Here is a 13,441-nt window from a genome sequence, read left to right on the forward strand (position 1 = left end):
TGCTTTTCTAAAAAAGCGTAAAGTCCGGAAGCAATGAACTAGCTTGCGGACTTTCGCTAATTTTAAATCTAATATATACCGCAACGACTTGATAGTTTGGGGTTGTGGGGGAATTGGAAAAAGGGTTACACTTGTTTAGTAGAGTTTTGATGTAGCTGTAATTGATGATGCTAATGCAGATCCTAGCATGAATGCTTATAGTTCTAAGATGTTGAACTGTATACTATGTCATTAACTAGAAGGAAGAGTGGACATGAAACATTATAAGACTATCATTATTGGATTCGGAAAAGGTGGTAAGACGTTGGCTGCAGCATTGGCTAATCAAGGTCATGAGGTAGCAATCATTGAACAGTCGAAGATGATGTACGGAGGTACCTGCCCCAATATTGGCTGTATCCCGACTAAGGCGCTAGTTCATTATTCCAAACTTTCACAGTTAAAGGACTTGGTGACACATGAGGATAAAGCAGTAGAATATCGCATAGCGATTGAAAAGAAAACAAACTTGACCTCAGCTCTACGTCATAAGAACTTTGATAACCTTGATAGTAAAGAAAATGTTACCGTTTATACGGGGAAAGCTTCTTTTGTATCTCCACACGAGATTTCTATTAATATAGATGAAGAAATAAAAGTGATTTATGGTGAAAATATCTATATTAACACAGGGGCTACACCGATTATTCCTAACATTGAAGGTATTCACGATAGTGAGTATGTTTACACGAGTACCACACTTATGGAATTATCTGTTCTCCCCAAACGGATGCTAATTCTCGGTGCTGGATATATTGGATTAGAGTTCGCTTCCATGTATGCGGGATTCGGCTCGGAGATTATCGTTTTAGATGCGAATCTTGAGCTGATCTCGCGTGAAGATCGTGATATTGCCCAAGTAGTCCAAGACACGTTAGAGAAAAAGGGAATCGAATTCTGTCTAGGTGCAAAAGTTCAATCTATTCATGACACAGAGCAAGGTGTTGTTGTAACCTACCATGATACTGATAATACCGTACATGAACTATATGCAGATGCTGTCCTGCTAGCCACAGGAAGAAAGCCGAATACGGAAGGTCTTCAACTACAAAATGCTGGTGTTGCGGTTACCGAAAGAGGCGCTGTACAAGTGGATGAAAGATTACAAACCACCGTTCCCCATATTTATGCCATGGGTGATGTCGTTGGAGGACTCCAATTCACTTATATCTCACTTGATGATCAACGTATTATTGTAGATAATATGCTAGGTAAAAAGAAAAGAACAACAAGGGATCGAATAAATGTTCCCTACTCTGTCTTTATGGACCCGCCATTATCCCGAGTAGGGCTCAGTGAAGCCGAAGCACTTGCAAAAGGCTACGAAACAAAAATTGCGGTCATGCAAGCAGCAGTTATTCCTCGCGCCAAATTGATGGAAGAATCCGAAGGAATGCTGAAAGCTATTGTCGATGCGAAAACGAATAAGATAATAGGATGTTCCCTATTCTGTGCGGAATCTCATGAAATGATTAATATCGTTCAAATAGCTATGGAAACAGGGCAGGATTATACCTTCTTAAGAGATCACATCTTTACACATCCAACAATGAGTGAATCATTAAATGACTTATTTCAGTTGATTCAGTAAGGGATTCAATCATGGCGAAGGCACAAACCAATTATTCTCGTTATGCCTTTCTTCCTCTGGTGAAATAAGATTCTTGTCAATCGTAGCTTTTAAAGCATTAAAGATTATAAACTCATCTGACTATTGGTTTTTATTTCTTTAGTTGGCTGGTTTAATCCGAGCACTAGCGAATAAACTCATTACTGTTAACAAGAGATGAAATCCCATCGTTACAATCAATCCGGATTGCATCGTCATTCCTGCAACCTGACAAACAACAAGGATGGCACCCCCTATACCGATGACCACACCCGGTGTAAAAGAATCCGCAAATTGCAGATTCGCAGAAGTCTCGCCAGCCCCTTCTTCTCCCGCATGAGCAAATGCTACTGCACCGCTCGTCGGATGTGCCAATCCCATTCCGATGCCCGCAATGATTTGCCCAATAACTGCTAAAGCAGTCGTCACGTTTGGAATCCATAACACGCTTGCGATTCCAAGTGTAAGCAGCAGCACACCCAGGCTAATTCTTCTATTACGCCCACTACCCTGATCTGCTGAATCCCATCGTCCTTGCAGATAAGCAAAGATACACCAACTCAGTGCGGCGCTGGCCACAATTAGTCCGGCTTGATCAGGAGTCATACCTTTCACATCTATCAGAGCTAATACTAAGAAATTCTGTGTACTGACATATGCGGCAAAGAACAACCCGCGTGTTGCTAGAATGGCTGGCATGCCTCTTCGAAATGCAAGAGTTCCCTCAGGTAGCAGCTTGCGTAGTGGATATGCCATTAACGCTAAGCCGGCAATGACTAAGATAATCCCCGTAATTTGCGGCAGCATACCAAGACCAATCAAGAAGATCCCGGTACCCATCGTTAATAATATCGCCATCCATGTAGCGGCAGTTCCGCTTCCCTCTTGCACACCCTGTGGCTTTAATTTCCTAAAGGCCGGTAAGCTAAGCAGTGCTGACAGAATTAATATAGGTAGTATTCCCCAGAAAACAAACCGCCAAGACCACTGTTCTGCGATAATACCGGCCACGTATGGACCGAGCATGGACGGAAGAACATAGGCAGTACCGAATGCTCCGAGTATCTTGGCACGCAATTCATCGGGGTAACTTAGGGATATTGCAGTGTACACGCAAGTCATCATAGCACCGGCACCTAGACCCTGCATCGCTCGTGCCAATATCATCATATACATGTCGCTTGCAGTCGCAGCAACGATCAGTCCTACGACAAACAATAGAAGTGCGAAAGTAAAGGGTGCAGCAAGTCCTTGTCTATCAATGATACGTCCGACGACCAAGGTGCCAATAATCTGGGAAAGCAGATATGTACTGAATATCCAACCAAATAGGTCGATGCCGTTCAAGTCGCTAGCGATAGAAGGAGCGATCGTGGTTACAGCTAAGCCTTCGAATCCAACCGCCATGACTGACAGAATAATTCCTATCGTTTGTGCAAAATAACGCGGGCTAAAAATACTTTGATGATTAGACAATAGAAGTGACCTCCAAGAAAATTTTTATGTATACACCAAACTCAGGTACTTAGTAAACGTATTTCTTTATAAAGTATAAGTTACAGTTTGACTTTGACTTTGTCAACATTTTTACTTAAAATGTAGGGAGTGATGTAGATCTAGTTGCTTTAAAGGAGGGCCCCATGAGCCAGAATAAAACGAATAAGGATTCCTCAATTAGAACTCGAAGAAGGATTATTGATCTGCTAAAGCAGGAGGGTGGGATGGATGTTATGGCACTATCCTCCGAATTTATGCTATCTGGAATGGCTGTTCGTCAGCATTTAAATACCATGAAAGAAGATGGATTAGTTACTCATGAAGAAGAAGCTCGCCCAATGGGTCGACCAGCCAAGCTATGGAGGTTAACTCCTGAGGCTAATCGGTTCTTCCCAAGCGGGTATTCGGAGTTGTCAGTCAGCCTGATTAATTCTATGAAAGAGGCTTTCGGAACCGAGGGGTTAGACAAGCTGTTGGCTGTCCGGAATAAGAATATGCAAGATGAATATCTTCAGCACCTTGGTGATGCATCGGGAGTAAGAGAAAAACTGGATAAACTAGCCGATATTCGAACTAATGAAGGCTATATGGCCGAAGTTAAGGATCAAGGTGATGGGAGTCTCTTGTTTATTGAGAAGCATTGTCCGATCTGTGAGGTTGCTATTGCCTGTACCGGATTATGCAAGAATGAGTTAAATCTATTTCAAACCATTCTGGGGGATACTGTTCTTATCGAACGGGAAGAGTATATTTTGGCGGGGGGGAGGAATTGTGTATACAGAGTTAAGGAAGGCGGCAAAGAAGCGTAATGCTGCTTATACTTCGATTTAAAAATGAAAACATCCTAGGGAGGAGTTTGAAAGATGAAAGCATGGCAAAACAAGCTCGCATACAAGGGATTTATGTAGGACATCGTAAAGCATTTGATGAGATGAATCAAGCTTTTGACAAATATCAAATCAAACCTGTTATTGATACCATATATTCATTTGAGGAGGCTATTGAAGCATACAAACATTTATCTCGCGGCGCGTTTGGTAAAATTGTCATTCGTGTTGAAAAAAAATAATCAAAGAATTGAAGCGCTTGACGGATAGATACTATACATTATTATTTATGTTAAAATTTTTTTTTAGGTATTGTAATACCCCAAGGTGGTAGAGCGCATTGCTGGAAGTGATTAGGTCAAAGTTTCGATCCTTCTTGGATTCGCCATATACGAAATTCCAACCACATCCTTCGGGATGTGGTTTTTTGGTGCGTCTCACAGTCGTATAACCTGCTTTCACTCTAAAAGAGGGAAGACAGAGACAAAGGGGATGTGCTTCGTCAAAGTATACCAAATGAACAACTTGTACGAAGCATGGCTGTCCGTGAAGAAGAATAAAGGAAGCGGTGGAGTCGATGGCATAACAGCTTTATATGGTGGAATGCCCAGAGGGCGAAACCCGGAGCTCGGAGCTTCCACAAAGCGGAGGAAATGCTGTGATAGGCTACTTATGTCCTCTCCGCCTCTATTTTTAATCATATTCCTTAGTTATAATGGTTATTGAGAATGGTTATCACTTGGGTGTAGGCAATTAGTCTCTTAAAAATAAAAGTAAGTTGGAGGTTATATGGAGAAACAGGGCGATTCTAGTAGCTATAACGATAAATTTATTCAGAGAATTAATGTATTGAAAGAAGCGTCCATATTTCGTAATGAGATTGGACAAGGGCCGTTCATTAAGCATGTGAATTCACCAACGTTGCTATCAGTTGGTAACGGAAGGGCAGAACTCTTAATTAATGACAAATCAATAGACCTTCAACAGGGGAATATTGTGTTTATACGACCGGACACGACTTTCGAATTTCATAATCATAGTGCTAAACCATTGCAGATCTATCTAGTTGCTTACGAGATTTATGAAATGCGGCAGCGAACGGAACAGGACATCATTTATACGCTGTCTCGTGATTCACTATTTACTGGCATTACCGAAGGCCAATTAATCAAAAAGACAGTGAATCTCATTCAAGAACTTGCCGACTGCTGGGAGGGAAAGAAGGAGACGGGAAGTGCCCATGATTTGCTAGCTCAATTACTTCATCTCGCATTCAAGAATGGAATCCTATCCGGGCGAGGTATATTTGATGGCTCTTCTCAAAAGCTACTTTCATATATTCATGAACATTATGCCGAAAGTCTTGATCGTTCAACGATAGCGCATCTAACAGGCTTTAATCCTCGTTATTTCTCGGAATGGTTTCGAATACAGACGGGCTGGACCTTCACTAAGTATGTGACTCGTATTCGTGTAAATGAAGCTAAACAACTTCTGCTTTCTAGTGGAGGAACGTTAGATGAAATTGCAAATAAGGTTGGTTATTCGGACGGGTTGTATCTCAGCAGAAAGTTCAAACAAATCTGTGGAATGACGCCAAGCGAATTTCGTTCTAGACCAAAGCCGAAGCGCATCATAGCCCTACAATTTGTAGGGAATTTGCTGGTGCTTGGGATAAAACCGATAGCCGTAGAAACGAATTTACTGCACCATTCGATGTTGTTATCCCAAGAACTTGATGACGTATACTCGCTAGATATTGATGATAAAGCTTCTTTGGAGGGATTGACAATGCTTGAAGCGGATATGGTCATCGCCTCTACTTATCCCGATCCAAAGCTGATGAAAGTATTAGAGAAGGTTGCTCCGGTCGTTACGATACAATGTGATAAAATGGACCGTTTAGAGGAAATCAGGCTATTTGGACGGCTCTTTGGCGAAGAAGAGCGTGTCGAAGACTGGATTGAGGGATACCGTAGAAAGGCTGCTATAGCCAAGCGGAAATTAATGCCACTAATCCGTTCTGATGAAACGATTGCCGTCTACGAGATGCGTGGTAATGACTATCTTTATATATGGAACCGGACGACAAGGGGCGTATATAATTTGTACGATATGCTCGATATGCGCCCACCGGAACGGGTGAAAAAGGATATGTTGGAGCAGGATGAGCATTTGTACTTACACGAATCGTTATTGGTTGAATATGCAGCGGATCATATGTTTGTTGTGGCATCAGACGGATTGATGGAGCAGACGAAGAATTGGTTAGAAAATAGTCCGATATGGAATGGTTTACCAGCCTTTAATAATAAAAAGATTTATTTCCTAAAGCTTGAAGCGTTTTGGCATAGCGAAGGATTGTCTCTGGAGAGACAATTGGAAGTTCAGACAAACATGCTCACTCGTAACGACAGCATCTGACAATTGTCCATACATAAAGGGATGTCCTTCTGTGGATATACACGAAATCCAATAAAGAGTATATTAAACAAAGCTGCACAATTGATTATGATTATCATTATCATTAATTCAATTGATGAGCAAAATATTCTATAGGGGTGTTTCGTTTGTTTAATCATAAAGGTTGGAAGTTGTTACGTTATACATTGTTGATAGTTATTATTTCTATCGTGAGCGCATGTGGGGCTAACGTAAATCAGAATGACGTCAGTTCTAAAACGACCGCGCCGATCAATAGTGATGTCAAATCCACCGAGAAAGAGACTAGAGATTACGAGAGCGATAAAGGAACAATTCAGATTCCTGTTAATCCTAAGCGGGTCGTTGTAGCGGTAGAGGATTTTATTGGTGACGTGTTGAGCTTAGGAGTAACACCGCTCGCAGTTGCAGGTAACGATATCAAGGAACATCCATATTTTAAGGAAGAGCTTGGTAATTCGGAGGTTGTGGGCGATAATACGACTGTGAATTTCGAGATGATTACGAGCTTGAAGCCAGATCTGATTCTTACTTTTCAAGAAGAGGTTTATGATCAACTATCCAAAATAGCCCCAACAGTTTTTATTCCTTGGGGTAAATACAATTATAGAGAGCGACTGGTAGAGTTCGGAAAAATACTGAACAAGGAGCAAGAAGCGGAGAAGTGGCTGGTTGACTTTGATGTGAAGATCGAAGAAAAGAAGAAGCTGCTGGCTGATATTATTAATGCAGACAAAAAAGTCGTCATTTTTGAAATTGCAGGCAAAGATTTATATCTTTATGGGACGTCGTATGGACGAGGAGGAGAAATTATATACAACGCTCTTGGGTTACATGCGCCGATGATCGTAGAAGAAGCGGTTGCTAAAGAGGGCTGGTCACAAATATCGCTCGAAGCCATTCCGCAATATCTTGGAGAGGCAAATTATATATTCCAAGGCTTCAGCCGAGGCGAGGAGCAGGATAAGAAGGATGTGCTAGAGAGTCCAGTTTGGTATAGCGTTCCTGCGGTTAAAGCCGGTAATGTCTTTAGCTATGATGTTAAGAACTACTATTTCTCCGACGCTTATGCGTTAAATAAGCAGCTGGATGAAGTGGTAGAAAAGCTAATGTCTATTAAATAAGAAAAGGTACAAGGTGGTAGAAATGAGTCTTCACCAAACAAGTCATTCATATACTAGCGTCAAGGAAAAGAAGAATCATTCCAGACCTCAAGCGGCAGTTCTGCTACTGATCTTCAGCAGCGCTGCCTTGTTGCTAAGCATCGGATGGTCTACAGCTTTCGGAGCAGCCAACATCAGCTTGGCAACGGTTTGGGATGCAATTGTTCACTTTAATCCCGAAATACTGGAGCATCAAATTATTCAGACCATCCGTTTGCCTCGTGTAATAGGAGGCGCCCTGGTAGGAGCGTGCTTTGCCGTTGCAGGTGCAATCATGCAAGGGATAACACGTAATCCTCTAGCTGACTCCGGATTGCTTGGAATCAATGCAGGAGCGGGTTTTGTTATGGCACTCAGCTTTGCGTTCTATCCGGGACTTTCATTTATATATTTAATGTTGTTTTCGTTTGTAGGTGCCGGACTTGGCGCCGGACTTGTTTATGGAATTGGTTCTTTAACGAGAGGCGGGTTGACACCGATTCGCCTTGTACTCGCAGGGGCTGCGCTTAGCTCGCTATTATATGCTTTAAGCGAAGCATTAGCTTTTCATTATAATGTTGATCAAGACATAGCATTCTGGAATGCTGGAGGTACCGCCGGAACCAAATGGATTCATATTAAGATTGTATTTCCTTGGATTGCAGTTGCTCTGACTGGAGCTCTTGCGCTATCCCATTCCATTACCTTGCTGAGCCTCGGTAACGATATTGCAAAAGGTCTTGGACAGCACACAACTTTAGTCAAACTTTTTAGTGCGATTGTCGTACTCATTCTTGCTGGGGCGGCAGTTTCGGTCATTGGTGCGATAGGATTTGTTGGACTCATCATACCTCATCTTGCAAGATATGTGGTTGGTGTCGATTACCGTTGGATTATTCCTTGCTCGGCGGTACTTGGCAGCTTGCTGGTCGTACTATCCGATCTGGCGGCCAGAATGGTCAATCCTCCTCATGAGGCTCCAGTCAGCGCGGTTATTGCGTTAATTGGTGTACCATTCTTCCTCTATTTGGCGCGCAAGCAAAGGAGGGAACTGTGAGTTATGAATCGTATGGTGTTATCTAAAGAGGAGCCAAGTAAGAGTAAGCGGAAACAGGCAATGAAAGCTATGGTGATTCTTGGTCTGTTGATTATGATTTCATTTGTCGTAAGCATGAACACAGGATATACACGAGTGCCACCGATAGATTTATTAAAAGTCATATTGGGTCAAGGCAGTGCCGAACAAAATTTGATTTTGTTTGAATTCCGGCTACCGAGAATCGTGATTTCAGTTCTAATTGGCGCAGGTCTAGCCGTATCTGGCTGCGTTTTGCAGGGAATATCACGTAATGCGTTAGCCGATCCAGGTATTCTTGGCATTAATGCTGGAGCGGGGCTAGTGGTTATGCTCTTTATTTCTTTCTATCCGAATACGAGTGCTGCGCCTGTAGCTCTTCTTCCTATACTGGCGTTTGTTGGCGGCTCATTGATTGCTGCTTTAATCTATGGACTTGCCTATAAACGGTCTGAAGGCTTGATCCCCATCCGTTTACTGATGTCTGGAATCGCTGTTGCTTCAGCAGTCAGTTCGGCGATGATTGTACTCACCATTAGACTAAGTCCACAAAAGTTTCGGTTCGTTGCGTCTTGGCTAGCGGGAAGTATATGGGGAACGGACTGGACGTTTGTGTTATCCTTGTTGCCTTGGATTGTTGTGCTTCTACCTTTCGTTTTTTTCAAAGCAAGTACGATGAATGTGCTGAGTTTAGGCGATCAACTGGCAAGGGGACTCGGAACCTCAGTAACTAGAGAGCAGAAGTTATTACTGGCAGCAGCTGTAGGTCTCGCCGCTTCCTGTGTAGCGGTGAGCGGCGGTATCGGTTTCGTTGGTTTGATTGCACCTCATCTAGGACGAAGGCTTGTTGGTTCCATGCATCAATTTCTGCTCCCGATATCTGCATTAATTGGTTCTCTGCTTGTCATTGTAGCGGATACCATCGGGAGGTGGATCGTTCAGCCCGTCGAGATTCCTACAGGAATCGTCATTGCGGTTATTGGTGCACCGTATTTTCTATATTTACTTAGCAGGACGAAGGTGTAAAAAACAAATGTTATATTGGTAGAATGGAGGGGAAAAGTTGGACTTATTGAGGCGCTTTTATGCCTATTACCGCCCCTATAAAAAGTTGTTTATTGTCACTTTTACTTGTGCAATATTTGCTGCTCTGCTTGAGTTGATATTTCCGCTTGCGATTAATTGGGTGGTCGATGAGCTGTTGCCTAGTGGTAACTGGACCCAAATCTTATATGTTTGTCTAGGACTACTCGGTATATATATGATCAGCTCCGTGCTTCATTATATAGTCACCTATTGGGGGCATAAGCTGGGTATTAGTATTGAATCCGATATGCGTAAACAGCTTTTTGAACGTGTGCAAAAGCTTTCCTTTCGTTTTTTCGATAACAACAAAACCGGTCATTTGGTGTCTCGTATGACGAATGACCTAATGGATATTGGTGAAATTGCTCATCATGCGCCGGAAGATTTGTTTATCGCGGTCATGACACTTACTGGAGCATTTGTCATCATGCTCAGTATTAACTGGAAGCTGGCTGTTCTTACGTTCATTATTGTACCTTTAATTGTTTATTTGTCCTTGTATTTCAGTAGGAAAATGTCACGTGCATTTGACATTATGTTCAAGGATATTGCTGATTATAATGCGCGTGTTGAGAATAATGTAAGCGGTATTCGGGTTGTACAGGCATTCTCTAATGAGAGCTTTGAAATCAATCGTTTTGCTCATAACAATGAACGCTTCCGTCTAACTAAGCTGAGTACTTATCGAATTATGGCGTGGAATTCGTCGTTAAGCTTTATCATGATGAAATTTGTGTCGTTGTTTATTCTTGCTTGTGGAACGTGGTTTGTTTTGCAGAAGCAAATGACCGCGGGAGAATTCTTTGCATTTATTATGCTGTCGGCTGTGTTTATTGCTCCAATGCAGCAAATAAGTTCGATTATCGAGACATATCCGAAGGGTGTTGCCGGATTTAAGAGGTTTATCGAGCTTTTGGAAACCAAGCCAGATGTACAGGATGCACCGGATGCAAAGCCTTTTAAACAAGTAAAAGGAGATATTCGCTTTAACGGAGTATGCTTCGGCTATGAAAATAAGGAACCGGTTTTGCAGAATATCCACCTACAAATCTATGCGGAGGAAACGGTAGCTCTAGTGGGTCCTTCCGGAGCAGGGAAGACAACGTTATGTAGCCTGCTACCGCGTTTCTATGATGTAGAAGAAGGCTCAATTACGATTGATGGTCACGATATTCGCCATATGACGCTGGATTCGCTGCGGTCTCATATCGGAATTGTCCAACAGGATGTATTTCTGTTCGATGGAACCATTCGTGAGAATATCGCTTATGGTAGGCTGGATGCTTCAGAAGAAGAAATCTGGGAGGCCGCTCGCCGGGCACAATTGGAGGGGCTGATTTTACAGCAGAAGAAAGGATTGGATACGTGGATTGGGGAGAGGGGCGTTAAGCTTTCGGGCGGACAGAAGCAGCGTCTGTCTATTGCCAGGATGTTTCTGAAAAATCCTTCTATTCTAATTCTAGATGAAGCGACTTCTGCGCTAGATACCGAAACCGAGGCAGCCATTCAGCTTGCTTTATCCGAGCTGTCGAAAGGGCGTACGACCCTTATTATTGCGCATCGTTTAGCGACTATTAGAAATGCTGATCGAATAATCGTCATAGCGGATCAAGGCGTTGCCGAGCAAGGCAAGCACGAGGAGCTACTGAGTATTGGCGGTGCATATAGTCGGTTGCATCGTGCACAGTACGAAGCTTGATTACGAGACAGGACACGTAAAACGGAGGAATAGAGATGATTGAGTCTAGGGACATATATGACGTAACGATAATTGGTGGTGGACCCGCAGGCATGTACACAACCTTTTATAGCGGAATGCGCGATTTGAAGACGAAGCTAATCGAGGCCAGAGATCAGTTGGGTGGAAGAATGCTCATTTATCCAGAGAAAATGATCTGGGATGTTGGAGGGGTAACACCAATTCGATGCGAGGAGTTAATCCGCCAACTGGAACAACAAGCAAGAACGTTTGATCCCACGATTGTGCTTGAACAGGAGATCGCCGACATGGAAAGGCTAATCGACGGTACCTTCTTGCTAACGGCAGCAACAGGTGAGCAACATTATACGCGGACGATTATATTAACAGTAGGGTATGGGTTTAATAAGCCGGTTAAGCTCGATATAGAAGGTGCTGATCGTTATGAATTGAGCAATCTGCATTACACCGTACAGGAATTGAATGTATTCCGTAACAAAAATGTGCTTATATCAGGTGGAGGGGATTCGGCAATTGACTGGGCTAACGAGCTTGAGCCTTTAGCCGCAAGCGTAACGATAGTACATCGCCGCGAGGAGTTCACTGCACATGAGAAAAGCATCGCACTTATGCAACAATCGTCAGTTACGATTGCTGCACCGTATGTCATTAAAGCGCTTCACAGTACTAATGGGACAGAGATTGAGACAGTCGAGATTACTCATACAGAGACCGGTGAGATTAAGTTAGTTGAGGTAGATGCCGTTATTGTGAATCATGGAATGGAGCCTCATTTTGGTAAGCTTGTTCAATGGGGGCTGAATATGGGTGAGTGGGAAATGGAAGTGGGTGCCAAGATGGAGACGAACATTCCTGGCATTTATGCCGCCGGAGATTTCGTTACCTATGATAGCAAAGTGAAATTGATAGCTGGTACCTTCACTGACGGTGTGCTTGCCTTGAACAGCGCCAAACTGTATCTTGATCCCGAAGCACCAAAGGTAGCTTATGTCTCCTCGCATAACGAGCGGTTCAAGGAGAAAAATAAAGCACTCAGTGTATTGGATGGGGAATAGAGCTACTAGCAAGGAATGTATCATTTTGAAGAGGGAAGCAAGTAACGTAATAATGGGAGGTTATTCTGGGGACAGTCGAATGGGCTGTTCTCGGGATAACCTTTGTTTAAATTCAGATGTGTTTTAGGAATTTAGTAACGTTCTAAACACTCTATTCCTGGATTTATTTGACTATTAGTGCCATTCCCGATCCATACCTCCGACTCTCTTAACCATACACATTTAATTGTTTAAATGAGAAAGGGCGGCAAACTGAATTCATTTCCTTAAATCCCCTTTAGATAGTTCTAAGGTCATGGTAAGATCATGATAATTAAGTGGTTACATAAGCTGATGAAAGAAGGAGATCGAACTGTGATTTGGTTTGTGATTGGCATAGTAGTAGGCATAATGATTACATATGGCATTACTAAGTACAAAAAAATGAACTCGAAAACCGAACAGGAGCAGATTTCCACGAATGAAAGACGATTGTTCGAGTTAGTAGAGAACACCAGAGATTGTGTATATTACTTTGAAACGAAGCCAAAGTGGAGATATACCTATATGTATCCATCATTTGAGTAGATATTTGAATATTGATCTTACATCTGATGGGAACTGAACAACATGAAGAAAAGAAAAAGGGTCATATTTCTTGTGGATTGTCAGTAATTGTTATGCATCGGTTGAAAAAGCATCGCATCCCGAGTATAGGAATAAGCCATTAGTGGTTGCTGGTGATCCTGAACGTCGAAGAGGGATTATATTAGCGGCCTGTCCACTTGCTAAATCTTTTGGCGTGCAGTCTACGGAAAGTCTGAGGGAGTCACTTGTAAAATGCCCTAACCTGATTATCGTAAAACCTCGGATGCAGGAGTATGTGAATGTATCTCTTCAAATTACGAATATTTATGAAACCTATACCGACTTGGTGGGACCCTTTTCGATTGATGAACAGTTTAGAGTG

At 42.6% G+C, this 13,441-nt stretch carries 11 protein-coding genes and 1 pseudogene; 11 read left to right on the forward strand and 1 reads right to left on the reverse strand.

The features are described 5' to 3' along the window. Positions 1–253 precede the first annotated feature (253 nt). Complete coding sequence (locus ACP8HI_RS06340; RefSeq protein WP_438350275.1) at positions 254–1,630, forward strand: FAD-dependent oxidoreductase; 1,377 nt, start codon at positions 254–256, stop codon at positions 1,628–1,630. Between the two features lie 138 nt (positions 1,631–1,768). Here ACP8HI_RS06340 and ACP8HI_RS06345 read toward each other — a convergent pair whose 3' ends face one another. Next, a complete protein-coding gene (locus ACP8HI_RS06345; protein ID WP_438350276.1) occupies positions 1,769–3,124 on the reverse strand; it encodes an MFS transporter in 1,356 nt (451 codons plus the stop codon). Between the two features lie 164 nt (positions 3,125–3,288). On the opposite strand from ACP8HI_RS06345, the gene ACP8HI_RS06350 reads away from it, so the two are divergent. The 10 genes and pseudogenes from ACP8HI_RS06350 to ACP8HI_RS06395 form a co-directional block, all read left to right on the forward strand. After that, positions 3,289–3,954, forward strand: a complete 666-nt coding sequence (locus ACP8HI_RS06350; protein ID WP_438350277.1) for a helix-turn-helix transcriptional regulator — start codon at positions 3,289–3,291, stop codon at positions 3,952–3,954. A 47-nt stretch (positions 3,955–4,001) separates the two neighbouring features. Then, positions 4,002–4,214, forward strand: a complete 213-nt coding sequence (locus ACP8HI_RS06355; RefSeq protein WP_438350278.1) for a zinc-binding dehydrogenase — start codon at positions 4,002–4,004, stop codon at positions 4,212–4,214. Positions 4,215–4,761: 547 nt separating this feature from the next. Then, entirely contained in the window at positions 4,762–6,396 is a 1,635-nt protein-coding gene (locus ACP8HI_RS06360; RefSeq protein ID WP_438350279.1) for an AraC family transcriptional regulator, read from the forward strand. Between the two features lie 146 nt (positions 6,397–6,542). After that, a complete protein-coding gene (locus tag ACP8HI_RS06365) occupies positions 6,543–7,538 on the forward strand; it encodes an ABC transporter substrate-binding protein (RefSeq protein WP_438350280.1) in 996 nt (331 codons plus the stop codon). A gap of 22 nt (positions 7,539–7,560) precedes the next feature. Continuing rightward, positions 7,561–8,613, forward strand: coding sequence for a FecCD family ABC transporter permease (locus ACP8HI_RS06370; RefSeq protein WP_438350281.1), 1,053 nt, complete (start codon positions 7,561–7,563; stop codon positions 8,611–8,613). 60 nt (positions 8,614–8,673) lie between these two features. Continuing rightward, entirely contained in the window at positions 8,674–9,657 is a 984-nt protein-coding gene (locus tag ACP8HI_RS06375) for a FecCD family ABC transporter permease (protein WP_438351727.1), read from the forward strand. A gap of 37 nt (positions 9,658–9,694) precedes the next feature. Beyond that, on the forward strand, positions 9,695–11,416 hold the full coding sequence (locus ACP8HI_RS06380) for an ABC transporter ATP-binding protein (protein WP_438350282.1): 1,722 nt from the start codon (positions 9,695–9,697) through the stop codon (positions 11,414–11,416). Positions 11,417–11,451: 35 nt separating this feature from the next. Beyond that, a complete protein-coding gene (locus tag ACP8HI_RS06385; protein WP_438350283.1) occupies positions 11,452–12,492 on the forward strand; it encodes an NAD(P)/FAD-dependent oxidoreductase in 1,041 nt (346 codons plus the stop codon). Between the two features lie 333 nt (positions 12,493–12,825). Then, positions 12,826–13,059: a hypothetical protein gene (locus ACP8HI_RS06390; protein WP_438350284.1), complete on the forward strand. Its 234-nt coding sequence runs from the start codon at positions 12,826–12,828 to the stop codon at positions 13,057–13,059. Positions 13,060–13,101: 42 nt separating this feature from the next. Continuing rightward, positions 13,102–13,435: pseudogene (locus ACP8HI_RS06395) on the forward strand (DNA polymerase IV); the annotation flags it as partial. Positions 13,436–13,441 lie beyond the last annotated feature (6 nt).

This window comes from Paenibacillus sp. FA6 (assembly GCF_051550225.1).
Lineage (GTDB): Bacteria > Bacillota > Bacilli > Paenibacillales > Paenibacillaceae > Paenibacillus_AQ.